The sequence below is a fragment of the Okeania sp. KiyG1 genome (assembly GCF_014132355.1).
GTDB lineage: Bacteria > Cyanobacteriota > Cyanobacteriia > Cyanobacteriales > Microcoleaceae > Okeania.
Map to the genome: position 1 here is coordinate 14,735 of NZ_BLZO01000125.1, position 21,605 is coordinate 36,339.

Sequence of the window (21,605 nt, forward strand, 5' to 3'; positions counted from 1 at the left end):
CATCAACTCGATAACTGATAACTAAAATGGCAAATTTACAAATTGAAAAATCTACATCTTATACTCGTGAAGATTGGCAAAAAGGATATGAATCTCAACCCAATGAATATAGTTATTGGATTGATGATATAGAAGGTGAAATACCAACAGATTTGAATGGTACTTTTTTCCGCAACGGACCCGGTTTATTAGATATTAACGGTCAGGCGATCGCTCATCCTTTTGATGGGGATGGAATGGTTTGTGCTATTGGTTTTAAAAATGGTCGTGCCTACTTCCGAAATAGCTTTGTTAAAACGGAAGGTTATGTGGCAGAAAAGGCAGCAGGAAAAATTCTCTATCGAGGGGTTTTTGGCACTCAAAAACCTGGTGGTTGGTTAGCTAATATTTTCGATTTGAACAATAAAAATATTGCTAATACTGGTATTCTTTATTGGGGCGATAAACTTTTGGCATTGTGGGAAGGAGCAGGACCTCATCGTTTAAATCCAAATAATTTAGAAACTATTGGAATTGATGATTTAGATGGAATTTTACAACCTGGTCAAGCTTTTTCTGCTCACCCCAGAATTGAGAAAGGAAAGGATGGCAAAGGAGATGTTTTAGTTAATTTTTCTGTAAAGCCTGGTTTATCGAGTACTATCACTATTTTTGAGTTTAATAGTCAGGGAAAGTTATTAAAACGTTATTCTCATTCGATTCCTGGTTTTGCCTTTTTACACGATATGGTAATTACTCCAAATTATTGTATCTTTTTCCAAAATCCTGTTACTTTGAATCCTATTCCTTTCTTATTAGGACTGCGAGGTGCTGGTCAATGTTTGGAATTTTCACCTAATCAACCGACGCAGGTTATTGTAATTCCTCGTGATGGTAGTAAAGACATGAAAATTTTGGAAACTGAGCCTTGTTTTGTGTTTCATCATGCCAATGCTTGGGAAGAGGATGGGGAAATTTATGTAGATTCTATTTGTTATGATTCTTTCCCACAAGTTGACCCCGATATTAATTTTAAAGATGTAGATTTTGACTCAGTTCCTGAAGGTCAGTTATGGAGATTTAAGATTAATCTTGCTCAGGAAAATGTGGAAAGTAAAGTAGTAGAAAGTCGTTGTTGTGAGTTTCCAACTTTACATCCGAATAATGTGGGAAAAGCTTATCGATATTTGTTTATTGGCGCTACGGATATTCCCACAGGAAATGCTCCTTTACAAGCAATATTAAAGATTGATTGGCAAACAGGAGAACGTCAAATTTTTAGTGTTGCACCGCGAGGTTTTGCGGGAGAACCTTTATTTGTTCCTTTTCCGAATGGGGTGAATGAGGATGATGGTTGGTTATTAATGTTGATGTATGATGCGGCGGAACATCGGTCGGATGTTGTGATTTTGGATGCTAGAGATTTGAGTAAGGAACCTGTGGCGAGGTTGCATTTAAAGCATCATGTTCCTTATGGTTTACATGGGAGTTTTACACCTCATTATTTTGGGGAATAGGTGATAGGTGGTATAGCATTTCTGATAAAGATGAAGTAAATTTACGATCCCCCTAAATCCCCCTTAAAAAGGGGGACTTTGAAAGTTCCCCCCTTATTAAGGGGGGTTAGGGGGGATCTAAAACTGTATCTCATAAATTAGAGAAGTGCTATAGGTAGTAGGTATTATGACGCGGCGGAACATCGGTCAGATGTTGTGATTTTGGATGCTAGAGATTTGAATAAAAAACCTGTGGCAAGATTGCATTTAAAGCATCATATTCCTTATGGTTTACATGGGAGTTTTACACCTCATTATTTTGGGGAATAGGTGATAGGTGGTATAGCATTTCTGATAAAGATGAAGTAAATTTACGATCCCCCTAAATCCCCCTTGAAAAGGGGGACTTTGAAAGTTCCCCCCTTACTAAGGGGGGTTAGGGGGGATCTAAAACTGTATCTCATAAATTAGAGAAGTGCTATGGGTGGTAGGTATTAGGTGTTAGGTAAAAGAAAAGAATAAAGCAAAATTTATTTTTTATTTCCTCCCCATCTTATCTACTTCCTACTGCCTAAAACCATCAATATATGTACTTCATCAAGTAGGAAGCTGCTGTATATAAAATTGATTTGTTAAGCTAAAGGCAATTCAAACTAACTTATCTAAAAATTAAAAATATGAGTAACAACAAGTCTAGAGCCGAAATATCGAGAAATACTATTAACGGCAATTTAAATAATGCCAATACTATCAAAGACCACGGCAAAATAGAAGCACATCAAAATAACTATTATTCTGAAGATAAAAAATATTTAGCAGAGGCAGCAGCAGAAATTCAGGAATTGTTAGACCAACTTTCTCAAACTTATTCTAATCCTGAAGAAGCAAAACAAAAAACAGCAGAAGAAATTGCTACAAAAGCTCAAGAAAATCCTTCATTTAAGGAAAGTCTGAAAAATCTGGGTAAATCTTTAGGAAGCAAAGCGGGTGAAACAGCAGTTACTGAGGGTGTTAAGCAATTAATACCTATGGCACTTGCACTACTTTTGTAGAATAATACGGCAATTAATAAAAATCAGATAAAAGGTAAAGATCCCCTAAATCCCCCTTAAAAAGGGGGACTTCCGGTCCCCCCCTTGTCAAGGGGGGTTAGGGGGGATCTCCAGCACTCTATCTAATACTTACTGAGAAATGAAATAATAATTTTTGATGAGATTACAAGCCAAATATTAGTAGATGAAAAATGACAAAGGTGTCATCAGGATTGAAAATTTGAAGAGAAATAGTTGAGAGGAATAATTGACTTTCTTCTGGGTTATGTTGAACCAATATAGAAAAACAAAAGTTATGTCAACTAACAAGTCTAAAAAAGATCCCCCTAAATCTCCCTTAAAAAGGGGGACTTCCTTGTAAAGGGGGGTTAGGAGGGATCTCCAGCACTGTAATTCACACTTACTGAGAAATGTAATAATAATTTTTTGATGATATTACAAGCCAAATATTAGTAGATGAAAAATGACAAAGTTGCCATTAGGATTGAAAATTTGAAGAGAAATAGTTTAGAGGAATAATTGACTTTCTTCTAGGTTATGTTGAACCAATATAGAAATACAAAAGTTATGTCAACCAACAAGTCTAAATCTGAAATTTCTGACAATACTATTGATGGAGCTTTGAGTCATGCAAATGTGATTAAGGATAATGGCAAAATAGAATCTCAACAAAATAATAATACAGTTAGCGATAAGGAAAATAATAATCAAATTATTCAGGGTAACAGTAATAACATATATCAAATCAATGAAACTCCTCCTCAAGAAAATATTAGCGTAGAAATTAAAGTTTCTAAAATATATCAAGCCAGTAATTTATTAGATTCATCTGTAGATAAATCTGAAAAAATTGAGAATCTAAAAGAAGAGACAGATATAGAATTTATTATCACTGGCAGTATCAAAAATACTAGACACAAGCGAAAAGTAAAAGCAATTGAAAAACTTCTACAAGAATTAGGTTGTGACCCAACATTAGTAATTGATGATGTTGATGAAGGAAGTTTAAAGTTTGTGTTAAAAGGTTCTCCAGAAGGTCTAGAAAGAATTGAAAGATTATTTAACTCTGGGGAATTAACAGAAATATTTGATGTGCCAATAGAAAGTGTTGAATTTATCGGGCCTGAGAAGGAAAAATTAGCATTTACAATTGCTGGAGATATTTCTTACACTGATGTGGCAAAGCTCAAAACTGCAGTTACTGGAGTTGATGAAAAAGAACTATTAATTCAGAAAACTAGAACTTATCAAGGGAACGAAAAATTAAATCTTAGAGGAGCAAACCTCAGTGAAGCTAACCTCAGAAGAGCTGACTTCAGTGGAGCCGACGTCAGTAGATCTAACCTCAATAGAGCTAACCTTATGATTAACGACGAGTCTAAATCTGAAATATCAGGAAATACTGTTAGAGGACTTGAAGAACCTGTAGTTAATACCAATATTATCAAAGACCACGGCAAAGTAGAAGTACATCAATACAACTATTCTTCTGAGGAGAAAAAATTTTTAGCAGAAGCTGCAGCAGAAATTCAGGAATTGTTAGACCAACTTTCTATAACTTACTCTAACCCTGAAGAAGCTAAACAAAAAGCAGCAGAAGAAATTGCTACAAAAGCTAAACAAAATCCTTCATTTAAGGAAAGTCTCAAAAGTCTGGGAAAATTTCTATTAACTAAAGCAGATGAAGCAGCAGTTACTGAGAGTGTGAAGCAATTAATATTTATGGCACTTACACTACTTGTATAGAATAATACTGATAACTGAAGTGACCCGCTTTACTACTGAATAATAAGTCATTGCGAATGAAATAAAGGAATTCTCAAACTTAAGAAGTTATTTACTACCCTGGCAATAATAATTTTTTGATGAAACTACAAGCCAAATATTAGTAGATGAAAAATGACAAAAGTGCCATCAGGATTGAAAATCTGAAGAGAAATAGTTGAGAGGAATAATTGACTTTCTTCTGGGTTATGTTGAACCAATATAGAAATACAAAAGTTATGTCAACCAACAAGTCTAAATCTGAAATTTCTGACAATACTATTGATGGAGCTTTGAGTCATGCAAATGTGATTAAGGATAATGGCAAAATAGAATCTCAACAAAATAATAATACAGTTAGCGATAAGGAAAATAATAATCAAATTATTCAGGGTAACAGTAATAACATATATCAAATCAATGAAACTCCTCCTCAAGAAAATATTAGCGTAGAAATTAAAGTTTCTAAAATATATCAAGCCAGTAATTTATTAGATTCATCTGTAGATAAATCTGAAAAAATTGAGAATCTAAAAGAAGAGACAGATATAGAATTTATTATCACTGGCAGTATCAAAAATACTAGACACAAACGGAAAGTAAAAGCAATTGAAAAACTTCTACAAGAATTAGGTTGTGACCCAACATTAGTAATTGATGATGTTGATGAAGGAAGTTTAAAGTTTGTGTTAAAAGGTTCTCCAGAAGGTCTAGAAAGAATTGAAAGATTATTTAACTCTGGGGAATTAACAGAAATATTTGATGTGCCAATAGAAAGTGTTGAATTTATCGGGCCTGAGAAGGAAAAATTAGCATTTACAATTGCTGGAGATATTTCTTACACTGATGTGGCAAAGCTCAAAACTGCAGTTACTGGAGTTGATGAAACAGAACTATTAATTCAGAAAATTAGACCTAATAAGGGAGACAAAAAATTAAACTTCAGTAGATCCGACCTCAACAAAATCAAAATGAGTATATTAAATGTAACTAACAATACTATTACTTTGAACAACGAAATTTACCAAGTTAGAAATATTACTGCTGTTGGAAAGTACCGAATTAAACCAAACTATTTTTTCAAGTTAAATTTTATTATTATTTGTGTAATCCTCAGTTTGATTGGAATTGAATTGATGAAAAGTAACCCAGATGTGAAGTGGTTTACATTTAGCGTAATTTTTTTGGCTGCATGTGGGATTATAGAGCGATTTACTAAGTCTAAAAGATATGGCATCGCCATAGAAACAAACGCCGGAATGAGCAAATTGCTCATATCTAAAGATAAAAGTCTCATCAACAGAATTCTTAACACAATTGCTGAAATTATGAACAACCAGGATAAACCTGCTAACTATACTTTCAAGGTGTCTAATGAAGACGTAGTAAACCAAAATTCTTCCTTTGCTATTGGATTTGATACCAAATATTCAAGACTTACAGATGAGGTACGAAAAACTAGGGTTTGATATGATTATTTTTCATCCGAATTATATATAATTTATTATTACTTGCCCCTTTCCTTGAACAATTTGTTGTTTAGCAAGTCTGGCTACTTCTACTAATTTATTTTGTGTTCTCTGAAAAGATTTATCCCACTGTAATTCATCTTCTAAATCAGCAATATATTCCCGTAAATGCTCAATAATTTGCTCTTGTTGTGCATCAGAAAGAGATTCTAAAATTTTAACAACCGTTGCTATATTTTCCCGTGACATTTTTGCTATAAGTGGTACAACTTAAATAAATATAGTTGAATCATAGCACTTTGTCCTGAAAGACCAAATGCCCATATCTGGTAAATCTTCTCTCAACCAACTACCTAACGCCTAAGACTTACTAAAAAATTGTGGTTTAAAGCTTTCCCTTTTAAGGGGATAATAAGTAAAAATTTTCTTTTGAGTCAGTCCTCTTCTTTTCAAGGAAAGGTAATTATTAATAATTAATAATTAATAATTAATTGTTGAAACCTAATTATTAAAATGAATTACGAAACTGCCCGTCAATTTCTCATCGATCAAGGAACAGCTTTAGAAACTAAAATTAATCCAGATGCTTTCCTCATGCGTCTCGAACAAGGAAAACCTCCTATTCCTGGTCAAGCAACTAATATTTTGTTAGCCCTAAAAATCTCTTTTGAAATGTTACAAGGAGACCCCCTTCTAGACCGAGAATTAGTTGCCGGATTATATTTATTAGCAATGGAAAGCCTCAAATTATTTGAAGCTGGTAGACGAAAAGGAGTAATGTGGCCGCCACTTTTAAAAGAAGATATTGAACGAATTTCAATTGCAGTGAAAAATATCTTTTCTGGTGTTTGGCCTGAAGGTAATTGAAGAAGGAAGAAGGAAGAAGGAAGAAGGAAGAAGGAAGAAGTGGATGGGGACTTAAACGATCGCCCAGCAAACCCTAATTAAAAACTCAAAATTAAGTAATTATAGCATTATTCAGTAAGTTTTAGCTACGATGCTGGAGATCCCCCCTAACCCCCCTTGAGAAGGGGGGAACCGGAAGTCCCCCTTTTTAAGGGGGATTTAGGGGATCGTTGATGTACCTCACGCCTTCTAAAGATCGCTATATTTCACCTTACCAAACCAATAACTGTGCGATGACGATAAGTATTACATATTATTTTGGGAGTCATAAAACCAGCATCTATCAATTCTTTTTCTATATCTAAAGTGAAATATTCATCCATATAAGGTTCCGTACTCTTCAACAAGGTAAAAACATAAGGTTTCATTGTGGCATAAACTTCTGATTTAGGGTTCATATCCATAATTGCAATACTGCCGTTTGGACGTAATAACCGCCTTGCCTCCCGAAATATTTTTCTAGTAGCAGTTTGTGGTAGTTCATGACAGACTAAAGAAATAGAAACTAAATCAAAAGAAGCATCAGGCAAACCAGTTTCTTCCGCAGCAGCATGAACCCAATTAATATCTAAATTTTGTTGTTGGGAACGATACAAACCAACTGCTAAAAAATAAGGTGATAAATCTACCCCTGTCAACTTAGCTTCTGGGTAAACTTTTTGTAGAGGAAAAGTATTTAATCCCACGCTACATCCCAAGTCTAAAATATCATTTGGTGTAGGAATTTCTGCTTTGAGAATATCAGAATAACTCTGACGAAATTTAGCATCTCCAGCAATACCTAATTCCGGCCAAATACTTGCATGAACTGCTAGAGATGCTGCTTCTACTTCTGTTGCAGCTTCCCAACTCATATTACCTTTTTCATAAGCATGAAATGAAGTAAAGTAATATTCTGGATAAATCAAATTAGGATTATTTACTATTTCCCATTCTTTATTCCAATTACGTTCAGAAAGTTCCTTTGCTTGTTTGCGCCAAGGTACACCAATTTTTTCTGCACGTTTAATAATCATCTTTCGTGCTTGAGTTTTTGCCAAATTTGACAGAGGTTTAATAGAGAGAATTCCATTTACTAATTGTGTCGCTATATCAGACTTAGGTTTTAAAGTAGTAGTCATTTCAGTTATCAGTTATCAGTTATCAGTTAGTAAATACCATAATGTTGCAATCGTAGGGGCGGGTTCGGCATTAAATTAATTGCTTAACATTAAATTTAGATAAACCCGCCCCATCCCCTGTAGGGGCGGGTTCCGCATTAAATTAATTGCTTAACATTAAATTTAGATAAACCCGCCCCATCCCCTGTAGGGGCGGGTTCCGCATTAAATTAATTGCTTAACATTAAATTTAGATAAACCCGCCCCATCCCCTAGTAGTGGACAGACACAGCTAGAATGGTGCGTTGCGATGGATTGTTAAATGCCTTTCACAATCTAGATTTTAGCCGTCTAACGCACCCTACCAGATCATTAGATTATTGGGGCGGGGGCGGGTTTACCCAGTTGTGGGTGAGACCATTAACTTAACGCGGAACCCGCCCCTACGAGCTCTCTGACTGGCGGGGGCGGGTTTACTCAGTCGTGGGTGAGACCATTAACTTAACGCGGAACCCGCCCCTACGAGCTCTCTGACTGTTGGGGGGCGGGTTTACCCAGTCCTGGATGAGACCCATTAACTTAACGTGGAACCCGCCCCTACTATCTCTGTGACAACAATTACCGTTGTAAATTTCTTGGATCTAGAGCATCTCGCAACCCATCTCCTAATAAATTAAAGGCTAATACTGTCAAAATAATCAATAGTGCTGGTGGCCATACTAACCATGGTTGTAATACTAAGATTGAAGCGTTCGTGGCTAGAGATAGCATATTTCCCCAAGATGGGTCTGGTTGTTGAATGCCTAAACCAATCAAACTTAAAACTGATTCTGAGATAATAAAGCTAGGAATAGCTAAGGTGGCTGAGATAATTATGTATGTTGCAGTTTGAGGCAATACATGACGGATGATGATGTAAAAAGAATTTGCTCCCATGGCCCTCACAGCTTGGACAAATTCTTGTTCTTTTATGGATAGTACTTGTCCACGAATTACCCTTGCTAAACCTGCCCAACTAATAAATGAAGTAATAACTACAATTAATAGAAATCTTTGAGTGCTAGTTAAACCAGGTGGTAATACAGCAGCTAATGCTACTAACAAATAGATACCTGGAATTGTCATTAGTACTTCGGCAAAGCGCATCAAAATACTATCTACTAAACCACCAAAATAACCAGAAATTCCTCCAATAATCATCCCTAGAGGAAAGTAAATCATAATACCTACTAAACCAATAAATAGACTAATACGACCGCCAAAAATTAGGCGACTAAATTGGTCTCTTGCTTGTTCATCAGTGCCTAATAAGTTAAATTTTGCTTCACCTGTACTGCCAAATAAATGTCGATCTAGCGACAAGATGCCAAACAGTTTATAGGGTGTTCCTTTAACAAATAAACTGAGAGGGGATGGTTTACCTAAGTCTACGTTTAATTTGCGCAGTCCAGTTTCTAAGTCTACTGGTCCTTGAGTTGTGGGGTAAATGTGGGGTCCAATAAAATCACCTGTTTTGTTTTGCCAATAAATTGTAGTGGGTGGTAATAGGGAACCATTAGTTTGAGATGTGTAGGGGTCATAAGGGGCAACAAAATCAGCAGCAATTACTACTATGTAAAAAACTAATAGTAATAATGCACCAAATCTTGCTAGAGGATTTTTTTTAAGATTTTTCCACCATTTCATATTTAAGAAGGAAGAAGTAAGAGGGAAGAAGGAAGAAGGAAGAAATTTAATAAATTATATCAAGTTGCACTGATTAACCACAATATAAAAAGATGGCATACTTCTCAATAGTCATCTTAAGATGACTTAAACTATTAGCCAAGGATTGAAATCCTTGGCGAACTTGGCTTTGCAACTACATCTAAGCCCCCGTGCATCCCCCAAAATTGGGGGACTTAAAGATAGCAAATTGACTCTTATTCCCCCCAAAGTTGGGGGGTTAGGGGGGCAAAATTCAATCTTTGGCAAACTTGCCTTGGCAACTACATCCAAGCCCCCGTGCATCCCCCAAAATTGGGGGACTTAAAGATAGCAAATTGACTCTTGTTCCCCCCAAAGTTGGGGGGTTAGGGGGGCAAAATTTAGTATCAAAAAACTTTTCAGATATCCTCTAATAGATGACTAAAGATAGCTAATTTCTTATGGCTAATTAATGAGACTTGATATTAGACAGAAGCTAGGAGATAAAAAGGAAAAATTTAAGAATAAATTTGTTAATTTAATTGTTTTATTTCTATTTCTGAGAATCCATTTTCTTCATCCATAGGATTATAAAAGAAAGAGCCTGTTTGGGGTGGTAATTTTGGATTTAGCACAACTTCTACAATACTTTTTAAAACTCCAGTGAGTGGAATTGCTAATATTACTCCCAAAAGTCCTCCTATTTTACCACCTAATAGTAATGCTGCAAAAATAATTACTGGACTAAGTCCGGTTAATTTACCCATGACTCTCGGGGCAACTATATTATCTTTAATTTGTTGGAGAGCGATCGCTACGATTAATACTTTTAAAGCTAACCACCAATTAATAAATGTTACTATGCTGCCTACAGTCCCAATGCCCAAAGTTGCCCCAATAAATGGAATTAATTCCATGACACCTATAAATACTGCAAATAGTAGAAAATAGGGAACACCAAGAAGCCAAAAAGCAAAAGATAAAGTAGTTGCCATAAATAAACCTAATAACAACTGTCCAGAGACAAAACTTTGCAGATTAACTTCTAGGGATTTTGTAAATACATCCCGTACTTTTGGAACAATAATACTTGTAAGATTATCCCAAACTCTTTCTCCATCCAAGAGCATATAAAAAGAGATTACTAAGATTAAGATTAAGTCGAAAAACCAGTTAACTGTTCCTAAGACCAAACCAAAACTGGTAGTGGCGATCGCCTGTATTTGTTCTTGGGTTTCTGCTAGTAATTGTTGTTGCCAAATACCGACATCGAAGGGTAAGTTATTATTTTCACTCCAGGTTTGAAATTCTGTTAATTGCCATCTGGCAGATTCTAATAAGTCGGGAAATTTCAACCACAATTGTCGAGCTTGATTAAGAACTGGTGGAACAATAGTTAGGACGATAACTAATATTATTAAAGCAGCGGTTAAATATACTAAACCTGCTGCCAAAGTTCGGGGCAAAATTTTTTGTAGTTTAGACACTGGATAGTTTAACAAAAATGCCACTAATCCTGCTGTAATTAGAATACTAACTATTTCACCTACATAACTAATTGCTTCGATTGTTAACCATCCTGCTACTAATAACAATAACCATGTAATTAGAAACTGTTGAATAGGTGAAAATTTGACATTCATAAAGTCGGTAATTGGTAATTAGTAATTAGTAATAGCTTAGACAGCTTCAACATTTATAAAATCTCAGTTTTACATAATTTTAGTAAAATAAATATTAAATCGCGTAGTGGCGTGACACGCTTAAAATGGTGCAATAGTAGGGGCGGGTTCCACGTTAAGTTAATGGTGTAACCCACGACTGAGTAAACCCGCCCCCGCCCCAATAATCTAATGCACTCACCATCCCATAGTAGGAGCGGGTTCCGCATTAAATTTCTTGCTCAACATTAAATTTAGATGGACCCGCCCCATCCCACAAATTGTCTAGATAACTAAACGCCTTCTTCCTCCTTCCTCCTTCCTCTTCCCTTCTTCCTCCTTCCTTCTTCCTTCTTCCTTCTCTAAACAGCAACCTTATTAGATAAAGGGTCATGCTCTATGACAAATACATTAGAGTAAAGATTAGCAATAATTTGCTTACCTTGCTGTGTTAGAGACAAATATTTCAGAGCATTTTTGACATAAGGATGAACTCCTTGCCAGAAAAATTGCGGATAATTATCACGCAGATCGCTAGGATTTTTATACCCTACTTTTTCATTAAAACCTGTTTCTTCAAATTCATAATATAAAGAACAAATTTTATTGAGATAGCGGGGGTCACTTAACTGGCCAATTAAATCTGCCGCTCGTACTAAACCAGGATAATTAACAGTATCTTGATGATCTGATTCTGTAGGAACAGGAAAACGCGTTAGCTCAATATTGTACTTAATTATTTCCACATCAATTAATTTATGACCGCCAAATCGTTCATTAATAAATAATTTTGCCCGGTCCACATGATAAGGAGTTAAACTAGCATCCGTACAACCTAATGGCAAATTAACCATTTCATCTCCCTTACCCGTAGCGTACCACCCTTTTTTGTCTTTCTGACAAACTCCTTTTACATATCCAATGTCATGGCAAACTAAGGAAATAATATAATGTAACCAATCTTCACAGGCAACTCCTCCTTCTCGAATATGTTTTCCTCGTAGAATTTCTTGGCCTACAAGAGTCACCAGAATAGTATGTTCTACATTATGGTAAAGGGCATCGCTATTGGCAATATTTTCTAGTGCCATATTTCCTGCCCAACCAATAATTTCTTCGTAGTTAGACTTATAACCGCCGTAAGTACGACGGTAGCCATCTTTAATTTTTTCGACAAATGAATTAATTAATACTTCAGTGGCATTAAACATATTTTTTCTTAAATTTGTTTTGATTGTTTAGACTTTTTTAATATTGTAGTTGTTTGAGTTATTTTTGGTTTCTGAAGTCATTTATTCTTACTTAATATTATAAATAGTGCTAAAGGTAATGATACACAGAAACCAACATTCAGAGTCATTTTTATCTCCTGTTACTTTATGGTTTAAAGAAATCTAACAAAACTATAATTTTTCTTTACAATATAAATAAGTGTTGAGTGGTTATGGAAATGGGTGAAAGTAAATTGAAAAGTAACATTATACCAGAAAATATACTAAAAAAGCAAGATAGCGATCGTCTAGACGATTGTCATCAAGGCGAGACCTACAATATAGATACTCTGAGTATCTATGCTCAAAAAGAGGAAGGCGAAGAAATCATTAGTGACAATGGCGCATTTCCTCCCCAGAAAAATAGAGTTAGATGGCAAGGATTAATAATTGGTATTGGCATCGGTGTAGTTGCTAGTGTGGCAAGTATGCAGTTAGTTTCTGGACAAAAGGACAACCCTGGGAGCGAAACTATTCCGGGAAATTCTCTCACACAAACTGTTACAGATGCGGCCGAAAATAACTTGGCTCCTAGTATGAGTGTCACAGTAGCGACCGTAGAATTAGCAACAGTAGAACGTACCTTTGATGCCACAGGTGATGTTGTTGCCTTTGATTTGTTGCCAGTATTGCCACAGGCGACTGGGTTGCAAATTCAACAAGTATTGATAGAAGAAGGAGACAAAGTTACTCTAGGCCAAGTAATGGCAATTTTAGATGACTCCGTTTTGAAATCGCAAATTAACCAGGCCAAATCTCAAGTAGAATCTGCTGACAGTCAAGTTAAACAAAGAAGAGCTACTTACAGCAAGGCTAAGGTAGGGGTAGAGCAAGCAATTGCTGCCCGCGAACAAGCTGAGGCCGACCGGGACCAAATTAAAGCTGCTATTACTCAGGCCAAAGCAGGTACAGATGAGGCGATCGCTGGCCTGAAACAAACAAAAGCAAGTCGCGATGATGCTGTTGCTGCACTGAAACAAGCACAAGCAAGTCGTAATGATGCTGTTGCTGCACTGAAACAAGCACAAGCGAGTCGTAATGAAGCTCTGGCATCTGTCGCTCAAACTGAAGCTAAGTTAGCAGAAGCTAAAGCTAACAAAGAACAAGCTCTGAGAGAGTTTGAGCGATATCAAACTCTGGAGTCAGAGGGAGTTATTAGTGCTCAAGAATTAGAAACTCGTAGTACTGCTGTGAAGACTGCTAGGGAAGGAGTGCGAGTTGCTGAGGCTAATATTGATAGTGCTAAAGCTAGAGTTGAAATTGCTGATGCTAACCTCAGTAGTGCTGAAGCCAAAATTGAAATTGCCGATGCCAACGTTAGTAGTGCTAAAGCCAAAGTTGATATTGCTAGCTCAAATGTTAGCAGTGCAGAAGCTAGAGTTGAAAGTGCAGAAGCAAATGTCAGTAGTGTTATGGCTCAACTACGCAGTGCAGAAGCAAAAGTTAGTAGTGCAAGTGCTAATGTAAATAGTGCTCAGGCAGAAGTTGATAGCGCTTTATCAAATATTGACAGTGCTATCGCAAATGTTAACAGTGACAAAGCTCGTGTAGAAGAGAGACAAACTCAGTTAGCACAGACTTTAGTCCGGGCACCAGCAAATGGCATAGTGGCGGAACGGATAGCTAGGGTTGGTGATGTTACTTCTGGTAGTAAAATGTTGTTTTCTATTATTAAAGATAATCAATTAGAACTACAATTAAAAGTACCAGAAACTCAATTAGCGCAAGTAAAAGTTGGCAAGAAAGTTCAGATAAGTTCTGATGCTGATAGTCGGATAAAAATGTTAGGAACAGTTAGAGAAATAGCGCCATTAGTTGACCAAGAAAGTCGCGAAGCTACAATCAAAATTGACCTGCCTAAAAGCGATTTATTACGACCAGGAATGTTTTTGCGAGCAACAATTACAACAGCAACTAATCAAGGGTTGAAAGTTCCGACAAAAGCAGTATTACCTCAAGCAGATGGAACATCTATTGTTTATGTTTTGGCAGAAAATAATCAAGTTAAAGCCGTGCCTATAGAAGTAGGAAAAATCCTGAGTAAAAATAGCGATTTAGCTAATGCTAAAATTGAAATAAAAGAAGGTTTAAAATTAGGCGATCGTGTAGTTGTTGCAGGTGCAGGTTATCTCAAAGATGGAGATGTTGTAAAAGTAATTGAATAAAATTAGTAAATTTTGGATTTTGGATGAAATTTCATAACAATAAAAAAATGTACTTTATAGATTAGTTGATTTCCATATTTCCACCTTTTATAAATAACTAGCATTCAACTAACATAACGGTGTTGCTGAATCTAGGAATGAATTTTTGCTGAACAGCTAAAACACATCTTTAGAATAGTATATAAACGAACTTTGCTTGCTTAAACATACTCAAATTAACTCCCTATTACTTCTTACTTTTGAATTAATTAGTTCTTACTTTTGACTTTTGACTTTTAAATTTTGAATTAATTAGTTCTTACTTTTGACTTTTGACTTTTGAATTAATTAATTCTTACTTTTGACTTTTGACTTTTAAATTTTGAATTAATTAGTTCTTACTTTTGACTTTTGACTTTTGAATTAATTAATTCTTACTTTTGACTTTTGACTTTTGAATTAATTAGTTATTAGTTTTGACTTTTAACTTTTGAATTAATTAGTTTTGACTTTTGACTTTTGACTTTTAACTTTTGAATTAATTAGTTTTGACTTTTGAATTAATTAGTTATTAGTTTTGACTTTTAACTTTTGAATTAATTAGTTTTGACTTTTGACTTTTAAATTTTGACTTTTGACTTTTGAATTAATTAGTTTTGACTTTTAACTTTTGAATTAATTAGTTTTGACTTTTGACTTTTGACTTTTAACTTTTGAATTAATTAGTTTTGACTTTTGAATTAATTAGTTCTTACTTTTGACTTTTGACTTTTAACTTTTGAATTAATTAATTCTTACTTTTGACTTTTAAATTTTGAATTAATTAGTTTTGACTTTTGACTTTTAAATTTTGAATTAATTAATTCTTACTTTTGACTTTTGACTTTTAACTTTTGAATTAATTAGTTTTAACTTTTGAATTAATTACTTCTTACTTTTGACTTTTGACTTTTGACTTTTGAATTAATAACTATGTCATTTCATATCTCAGCTTTATCAATCAAAAAACCAGTTCCTACCATTGTGATGTTTTTAATCTTAACAATAGTAGGATTAATGTCATTTTTCCAACTAGGAATAGACAACACTCCTAATGTCGATGTTCCAGCAGTATCAGTCACAGTAACTCAACGAGGAGCAGGCCCAACAGAACTAGAAACTCAGGTAACAAAAAAAATAGAAGACTCTGTGGCGGGTTTGGGAAATATCGATAAATTAACCTCAACAGTAACTGATGGAGTTTCTACAACCACCATCACTTTTGACTTGGGAGTAGATAGCGACCGCGCCACCAACGACGTTCGTAATGCCGTTACCGAAATTCGCGAGGACCTACCTTCAGATATCAACGACCCTGTTGTGAAAAGATTAGAATTTGCTGGAGGCGGTCCGATCATTACATACGCTGTCACCTCAGACAAACGTTCAGTCGAAGAACTAAGTGAACTCGTTGACAAAGAAATTAGTCGTGCTATTCTTAGCGTTTCCGGTGTTGCCGAAATCAACCGTATTGGCGGAGTAGACCGAGAAATTCTGATCGAACTCAACCCAGACAGACTCGAAAGTCTTGGCATTACTGCTACTCAAGTCAATGACCAAATTCGCGCCCTCAACACTAATATACCCGGTGGACGTTCTCAAGGTGGAGGCACAGAAAAAAGTATTCGTACCCTTGGTAGTGCTAACACAGTAGCAGCTTTGAAAGAATATCGAATCATCCTTCCCTCTGGTGGAGCAATACCACTTTCCAGTGTAGGTGAAGTTATTGATGGTTTTGGCGAAACTAGACAAACAGCTTGGTTAGTAGAAAAAAATAGTGAAGATGAAACTCAGGGTTTTGCACAAGACTCATCAATAAAAACCACTACCCAGTCAAATAAAATTGGTAAACCAGTTGTTGCTTTTAGCGTACTCCGTAGCACAGGTACTACCCTGGTGAGTGTAGAAAAAGGTGTGCGGGCAAAAGTTGCCGAACTAGAACAAACATTACCAGAAGATGTAGATTTAGAACTAATTTTTACCCGGGCAACAGATATAGAAGAATCCTATCAAGCATCTGTAGACGCTCTAATTATTGGTTCTATTCTCACTGTTGTAGTGGTCGGTGTATTTTTGCGAGATTGGCGGCCGACTCTAGTCACGGCAGTAGCATTGCCATTATCCATTATTCCCACCTTTTTTAGTAATGCAAATTTTAGACTACACCCTCAATAATATGAGCTTGTTAGCACTAGCATTAGCAATGGGAAACTTAGTGGATGATGCCATCTGTATGATCGAGAATATTGACCAACATACTCAGATGGGTAAAAAGCCATTCCAGGCAGCTCTAGATGCGTCAGCAGAAATTGGTTTGGCTGTGGTAGCAACAACCGCAACTATTGTGGCAGTGTTTTTACCTGTGGCGTTTATGGGGGGGAGTCCCCGGTCAATTCTTCCAGCCTTTTGGGGTAACGGTAGCAGTTTCTACCATGTTTTCCACATTGGTTGCTTGTACTATGACACCAATGTTAGGAGCGCGGTTGTTGAAGTCGAAACAGTCTCAAAGTTCTTCATTTTTCAATGGTAAAGTGGGAGTAAAACATCACAAACAAAGCAAAAATCGTCCCTATAATAGCTTATTAACTTGGGCACTGCGCCATAAAATTACTACTTTAATTATTGCAGTAGCTTTCTTTATTGGTAGCTTGCAACTGGTTCCACTAATTCCTAAAGGGTTCATAAGTGGTGGGGACGATGTTGTGAGTATAGTTTCCCTAGAATTGCCTCCTGGATCGACTTTGTCTGAAACTGAACAAGTAGCTCAACAGGCAATGCAATTATTAGAGCAAAATTCGATTGTTAACAGTGTGTTTGCTGAAGTTGGTACTAGGGGCAATAGTGAAGCCGTAAATGAAGGCAAGTTGTATGTGAATATATTGCCTAGGCAAGAGCGGGAGATTTCCCAAAAGGAGTTTGAACAACAGATGCGACCTCTATTTCAGAATATTCCAGGGGCGCGGCTGAGTTTTGCTGGTGGGGGTGCAGGAGGTAGTGATAAAGACTTAGCTCTTGTTCTTAAAAGTGAAAATGCAACTGCTCTGAAGCAGACTGCAGATGCTTTAGAACGGCAAATGCGAGAAGTTCCTGGTTTGGTGGATGTGACTTCCAGTGCCAGCTTGGTGAAACCGGAGATTTTGATTAAACCATTACCTGCTAGGGCTGGAGATCTAGGCATTTCTGTACAGACGATCGCTCGTACAGCTTCATTGGCGACTTTGGGAGATAATGAGTCAAATTTAGCTAAGTTTGATTTACCAGACCGTCAAATTCCGATTAGAGTACAGTTGGCAGGGGAATTTAGAAATGACTTGGATGCAATTAAAAATTTACGCATTCCTAGTCAAAATGGTGGGTTAGTGCCATTGTCTGCAGTAGCTGAAATTACTATAGGTAGTGGGCCTGCTGAAATTAATCGTTTTGACCGCTATCGTCAAGTTTCCTTGGAGGCCAATTTACAGGGAATTTCTCTAGGAGATGCAGTAGCAGAGGTGCAAGCATTACCAGCAATGAACCCACTACCTGAGGATGTTATGGAACAGTCTGATGGTGATGCCGAGATTATGATTGAGGTGTTTAGTCGGTTTTTGAGCGCTCTGGGCTTTGCAGTGTTATGTATTTATGCAATTTTGGTATTGCTATACAATAACTTTCTTTATCCAATGGCAATTTTGGTGGCATTGCCGTTATCTATTGGTGGAGCGTTGTTAGGGTTATTAGTGATGCAGAAAGAGTTGGGTTTATATGCTTTAATTGGTATTGTATTGTTGATGGGTTTGGTAACTAAGAATGCAATTTTGTTAGTAGACTGTTCGTTGGCAAATGAAAAAGAAGGAATGTCTCAGTTTCATGCAGTGCGAGAGGCAGGTATTTCCCGGTTGCGACCAATTTTAATGACCACCCTTTCTACTATTGCTGGAATGTTACCCATCGCATTAGAATTAGGAGCAGGAGGAGCAGAAAGAAGTCCCATGGCGATCGCTGTTATTGGTGGATTTTCGACTGCAACATTGTTGACGTTGTTGGTAGTACCTGTGTGGTTTACCTATATTGATAATTTTATACATTGGTTACAGAAATTATTCCGGGGTAAGGAAATTCGCCCGCAGTTAGATGTTTCTGTTAATGGTAATGGTAATGGTAATGGTAATGGGAAAAGTCCGAGTGTATTGAAAAAGGATTCTATTATTAACTAATTAGTTACAATACTGTAGGTTGGGTTAAGCGGTAGCGAAACCCAACATTTTTTTATGCTTTCATACTCATAAGTTCTCGATCTATAAATTCAATTATCTTTAAGAAAAGAGCGGGTAGACAAAAATCACAATATTTACCATTGAGATAGATAACTAGGGCTTGCTGAATAAAGTCTTTTGGTGGGGGTAGGAGACAGGAGATAGGAGAAATGGGAATTATAGAAGAGGTAGTCGGAAAATTTTCCCAAAATTGTTCTGCCATAATCATCCCAAAATAGCAGCTTTTTGAGCTTTTTCCACCGAAAAGCTGACACTTTTTTAGACCAAAAAATGCTAAAACCAATATCAGTCAATGCTTTGATATTTAATCAGCAAGCCCTAACTAAATATTTGCCTACCTTCCTACTATTCTTGATTTTTCTGTGGATATTTTTAGCAAGCTGAAAATATCCTAGCCACAACTTCAACAAATAGAAAATAACTTCATCAAATTACCCATTAAACCTCTCCAATAATTCCTCACGAGAACCATTTAACAACAAAGGAGCTAATATCAAATCCGGTAGCATCGGTGTAATTAGATGGGGAGATGGGGGATGGGGAGATGGGGGATGGGGAGATGGAGAAATATTTGGTAATCGTTGAAGATGGAACATTTTTTTATACCGAATTAAACGGATTTGATATAACTCCTCTGGAGACAACTGCAACATCGGCTCGATAATGGGCAATAGTTCTGGGTCGAGGGAACCAAACCGAGCATTGAGTAAATGTTCAATTATTTGCTTTATTTTCTATTGGCCTTCTTGGCGAGCTTCTTGGCGACCTTGCTCCAAGGTATCCTCGCGCCATCGTAAATAAACAGGCGATCGCTTCATCAGTAACTCCTATCAGTAACTACTCACCAAACCTCTCCAATAATTCCTCCCGCGAAGCACTCAATAATAAAGGAGTCAACTCCTCTGGAGACAACTGCAACATCGGCTCGATAATGGCCAATAGTTCTGGGTCGAGGGAGCCAAACCGGACATTGAGGAAATTTTCAATCATTTGTTGCTTTATCCTTTGTTCGCCTTGTTGGACACCTCGCTGGATACCTTGTTGGACACCTTGTTGGATACCTTGCTGGATACCTTGCTGGATACCTCGCTGGATACCTTCCTCCAAGGTCTCTTCGCGCCAACGCAAATAAACAGGTGATAGTTTCATTAGTAACTCCTGGTCATCTTCATTTATATTGTCTCTTACTTGAATTGTGATGTGCCAGCTTGCCAAAAGCTCGGTTAGATTTTCCCTAAGTGGGTTTCCTGGTGGTAAAGCTTCTAATTCTAAAATGGCTTGCTCTTGTGTCTGACCTTTTCCCAATACCCTTAACCAGAGAGTATCCTGGTTAATTGGTAATTGATTAATGGCTACTATTGCTGTGTTTTGAAACTTTGGTAAAAAATAAACACCTGTAGGCCATTGACCGCTTGAGTCTAGTTTAGCGCCAAAACCATCAATGATTCTGGCCGAACAAGAGGGGGACAAAATCCACAATAGAGGCCATTCAGCTTCAGTATAAGGAGTGTTTTCTCGTCTAGCTTTACGTTTTTGTTGGTTAATAACAAAGTTAAGTTTGGCTTGACAGTCGAGTATTTCTAGTCGTTGTGGTTGATTGCGAAATGGCTCTTCAAGAATTTAGAATTTAGAATTTAGAATTTAGAATTACCTCTTTTTGAAAATAAGATGAAATATACGTCTATTTCTCGGACTTCGCTGGCAACATCGCGACTGGTTTCTACTTTGCCTAATAGAGTTAGTAATTCTTCTAAATATTGTTTGGCAAATTGGTCGTGGGGAGTTCGCGTCATTTCAGTTATCAGTTATCAGTTTTTTACAGGAAGTTTTATGGGTAATCATAGAGTATAATTGAGGATATCAAATTATTTATAATTTATGGAAAAATTACAGCATATTCCAAGTATCTGAAGTACAGATATTAATAATTTAATTTTCCCAGTGCGAGCATCTTGCTCGCGTGGGTGCAACTCTTCAGTTATCAGTTTTTTACAGGAAGTTTTATGGGTAATTAAGAGTATAGTTGAGGATATAAAATTCTTTGTAATTAATCGGAAAATTCTGATTGAGGAAATCAGGAATAGGTAAAATGTCATATAGTGATTTTGATTTAAAAAAAGTCAAAGCTGAGTTTAATTTAAAAATTATAGAAACAGAAGATTTATTTTCTCAAGTTGAACCTGTAGAGATTAGTAATCTTTTAGCTGAAATGTTAAAGCAAAATGTTCCTATTGCTTTAGCGATCGCTACAGAAAAGGCAAGTTCTGAACTAATAATTATTAATATTTTGTTGGAGATTAAAAGGCAACTTCAAATTAGTTTTTTTTCGGGTATAGATTTCTCAGTGGATCGAGATAAGGGATTGAATGGATTTTGTGATTTTATTATTAGTCAATCTCCGGAACAACTATATTTGGATACTCCTGTCATTGTTCTTGTAGAGGCTAAAAATGAAAGGATAGTTGGTGGTTTAGGACAATGTATTGCAGAAATGGTGGCGGCGGAAATATATAATAAACAAGATGTTCAAGAATTTAGAATTTAGAATTTAGAATTTAGAATTACCTCTCCTTTAAAACGGATAAGATTGACTAATTATGAAAATTTTTCTTTTTATCCTCTTAAAAGAGGAGGCTTTCAACCACAATTTTTCGGTAAAGATGTTCCTTTTATTTATTTATGGTGTAGTTACCGAATAATTAATAATTAATAATTAAATAATTCTGGTTTAAAGCTTCCCCTTGATCGGGGAAAAAAAAGAAATAATATTTCCTTATATTCA

At 36.2% G+C, this 21,605-nt stretch carries 15 protein-coding genes and 3 pseudogenes; 9 read left to right on the forward strand and 9 right to left on the reverse strand.

The genetic code is table 11. From position 1 onward, the window contains the following. Window positions 1-26: 26 nt before the first annotated feature. The 5 genes and pseudogenes from SAGCYANO_RS30115 to SAGCYANO_RS30135 all read left to right on the forward strand — a co-directional run bounded on the left by SAGCYANO_RS30115 (window position 27) and on the right by SAGCYANO_RS30135 (window position 5,760). Window positions 27-1,496, forward strand: a complete 1,470-nt coding sequence (locus SAGCYANO_RS30115) for a carotenoid oxygenase family protein (RefSeq protein ID WP_202223425.1) — start codon at window positions 27-29, stop codon at window positions 1,494-1,496. Window positions 1,497-1,661: 165 nt separating this feature from the next. Continuing rightward, window positions 1,662-1,805 (forward strand): annotated as a pseudogene (locus SAGCYANO_RS30120) (carotenoid oxygenase family protein); the annotation flags it as partial. 347 nt (window positions 1,806-2,152) lie between these two features. Continuing rightward, complete coding sequence (locus SAGCYANO_RS30125) at window positions 2,153-2,527, forward strand: hypothetical protein (RefSeq protein WP_202223426.1); 375 nt, start codon at window positions 2,153-2,155, stop codon at window positions 2,525-2,527. A gap of 567 nt (window positions 2,528-3,094) precedes the next feature. Continuing rightward, a complete protein-coding gene (locus SAGCYANO_RS30130) occupies window positions 3,095-4,273 on the forward strand; it encodes a pentapeptide repeat-containing protein (protein WP_202223427.1) in 1,179 nt (392 codons plus the stop codon). 257 nt (window positions 4,274-4,530) lie between these two features. Then, window positions 4,531-5,760: a DUF6232 family protein gene (locus SAGCYANO_RS30135; RefSeq protein WP_202223428.1), complete on the forward strand. Its 1,230-nt coding sequence runs from the start codon at window positions 4,531-4,533 to the stop codon at window positions 5,758-5,760. A gap of 21 nt (window positions 5,761-5,781) precedes the next feature. Here SAGCYANO_RS30135 and SAGCYANO_RS30140 read toward each other — a convergent pair whose 3' ends face one another. Next, window positions 5,782-6,009: a hypothetical protein gene (locus SAGCYANO_RS30140; protein WP_202223429.1), complete on the reverse strand. Its 228-nt coding sequence runs from the start codon at window positions 6,007-6,009 to the stop codon at window positions 5,782-5,784. A 264-nt stretch (window positions 6,010-6,273) separates the two neighbouring features. Between SAGCYANO_RS30140 and SAGCYANO_RS30145 the strand changes: the two genes are divergently transcribed. After that, window positions 6,274-6,627 carry a Dethiobiotin synthetase gene (locus SAGCYANO_RS30145; protein WP_202223430.1) on the forward strand — a complete coding sequence of 118 codons (354 nt, stop codon included), beginning with the start codon at window positions 6,274-6,276 and terminating at the stop codon, window positions 6,625-6,627. 245 nt (window positions 6,628-6,872) lie between these two features. On the opposite strand, the gene SAGCYANO_RS30150 is transcribed toward SAGCYANO_RS30145, so the two are convergent. From SAGCYANO_RS30150 to SAGCYANO_RS30170, 5 genes are all read right to left on the reverse strand, one after another. Continuing rightward, window positions 6,873-7,787 (reverse strand): class I SAM-dependent methyltransferase, encoded by a 915-nt coding sequence (locus SAGCYANO_RS30150; protein ID WP_202223431.1) that lies wholly within the window; start codon window positions 7,785-7,787, stop codon window positions 6,873-6,875. A gap of 597 nt (window positions 7,788-8,384) precedes the next feature. Beyond that, the gene (locus SAGCYANO_RS30155; protein ID WP_202223432.1) at window positions 8,385-9,452 is read right to left on the reverse strand and encodes an ABC transporter permease; all 1,068 of its coding nucleotides are present in this window, start codon (window positions 9,450-9,452) and stop codon (window positions 8,385-8,387) included. 533 nt (window positions 9,453-9,985) lie between these two features. Next, the gene (locus SAGCYANO_RS30160) at window positions 9,986-11,095 is read right to left on the reverse strand and encodes an AI-2E family transporter (protein ID WP_202223433.1); all 1,110 of its coding nucleotides are present in this window, start codon (window positions 11,093-11,095) and stop codon (window positions 9,986-9,988) included. A gap of 247 nt (window positions 11,096-11,342) precedes the next feature. After that, the gene (locus tag SAGCYANO_RS30165) at window positions 11,343-11,486 is read right to left on the reverse strand and encodes a hypothetical protein (RefSeq protein WP_202223434.1); all 144 of its coding nucleotides are present in this window, start codon (window positions 11,484-11,486) and stop codon (window positions 11,343-11,345) included. Continuing rightward, a complete protein-coding gene (locus tag SAGCYANO_RS30170) occupies window positions 11,476-12,324 on the reverse strand; it encodes an Npun_R2479 family HD domain-containing metalloprotein (protein ID WP_202223435.1) in 849 nt (282 codons plus the stop codon). The genes SAGCYANO_RS30165 and SAGCYANO_RS30170 overlap by 11 nt, the downstream gene beginning before the upstream one ends. Window positions 12,325-12,578: 254 nt before the next feature. Between SAGCYANO_RS30170 and SAGCYANO_RS30175 the strand changes: the two genes are divergently transcribed. After that, on the forward strand, window positions 12,579-14,549 hold the full coding sequence (locus tag SAGCYANO_RS30175) for an efflux RND transporter periplasmic adaptor subunit (RefSeq protein WP_237396852.1): 1,971 nt from the start codon (window positions 12,579-12,581) through the stop codon (window positions 14,547-14,549). Between the two features lie 951 nt (window positions 14,550-15,500). Continuing rightward, a pseudogene (locus SAGCYANO_RS30180) lies at window positions 15,501-18,763 on the forward strand (efflux RND transporter permease subunit). 52 nt (window positions 18,764-18,815) lie between these two features. Here SAGCYANO_RS30180 and SAGCYANO_RS30185 read toward each other — a convergent pair. The 3 genes and pseudogenes from SAGCYANO_RS30185 to SAGCYANO_RS30195 form a co-directional block, all read right to left on the reverse strand. Continuing rightward, a complete protein-coding gene (locus tag SAGCYANO_RS30185) occupies window positions 18,816-19,025 on the reverse strand; it encodes a hypothetical protein (RefSeq protein WP_202223436.1) in 210 nt (69 codons plus the stop codon). A gap of 229 nt (window positions 19,026-19,254) precedes the next feature. Further along, window positions 19,255-19,494 (reverse strand): hypothetical protein, encoded by a 240-nt coding sequence (locus tag SAGCYANO_RS30190; protein WP_202223437.1) that lies wholly within the window; start codon window positions 19,492-19,494, stop codon window positions 19,255-19,257. A 166-nt stretch (window positions 19,495-19,660) separates the two neighbouring features. Beyond that, window positions 19,661-20,616, reverse strand: a pseudogene (locus SAGCYANO_RS30195) (hypothetical protein). Between the two features lie 296 nt (window positions 20,617-20,912). On the opposite strand from SAGCYANO_RS30195, the gene SAGCYANO_RS30200 reads away from it, so the two are divergent. Next, the gene (locus tag SAGCYANO_RS30200) at window positions 20,913-21,368 is read left to right on the forward strand and encodes a hypothetical protein (protein WP_202223438.1); all 456 of its coding nucleotides are present in this window, start codon (window positions 20,913-20,915) and stop codon (window positions 21,366-21,368) included. Window positions 21,369-21,605 lie beyond the last annotated feature (237 nt).

Bases quoted from the DNA above. Each gene is read 5' to 3' on its own strand.
- SAGCYANO_RS30135 (WP_202223428.1), top strand. From the start codon at position 4,531: ATGTCAACCAACAAGTCTAAATCTGAAATTTCTGACAATACTATTGAT.
- SAGCYANO_RS30130 (WP_202223427.1), top strand. From the start codon at position 3,095: ATGTCAACCAACAAGTCTAAATCTGAAATTTCTGACAATACTATTGAT.
- SAGCYANO_RS30145 (WP_202223430.1), top strand. From the start codon at position 6,274: ATGAATTACGAAACTGCCCGTCAATTTCTCATCGATCAAGGAACAGCT.
- SAGCYANO_RS30140 (WP_202223429.1), bottom strand. From the start codon at position 6,009: ATGTCACGGGAAAATATAGCAACGGTTGTTAAAATTTTAGAATCTCTT.
- SAGCYANO_RS30115 (WP_202223425.1), top strand. From the start codon at position 27: ATGGCAAATTTACAAATTGAAAAATCTACATCTTATACTCGTGAAGAT.
- SAGCYANO_RS30200 (WP_202223438.1), top strand. From the start codon at position 20,913: ATGTCATATAGTGATTTTGATTTAAAAAAAGTCAAAGCTGAGTTTAAT.
- SAGCYANO_RS30170 (WP_202223435.1), bottom strand. From the start codon at position 12,324: ATGTTTAATGCCACTGAAGTATTAATTAATTCATTTGTCGAAAAAATT.
- SAGCYANO_RS30125 (WP_202223426.1), top strand. From the start codon at position 2,153: ATGAGTAACAACAAGTCTAGAGCCGAAATATCGAGAAATACTATTAAC.
- SAGCYANO_RS30155 (WP_202223432.1), bottom strand. From the start codon at position 9,452: ATGAAATGGTGGAAAAATCTTAAAAAAAATCCTCTAGCAAGATTTGGT.
- SAGCYANO_RS30150 (WP_202223431.1), bottom strand. From the start codon at position 7,787: ATGACTACTACTTTAAAACCTAAGTCTGATATAGCGACACAATTAGTA.
- SAGCYANO_RS30160 (WP_202223433.1), bottom strand. From the start codon at position 11,095: ATGAATGTCAAATTTTCACCTATTCAACAGTTTCTAATTACATGGTTA.
- SAGCYANO_RS30185 (WP_202223436.1), bottom strand. From the start codon at position 19,025: ATGGCAGAACAATTTTGGGAAAATTTTCCGACTACCTCTTCTATAATT.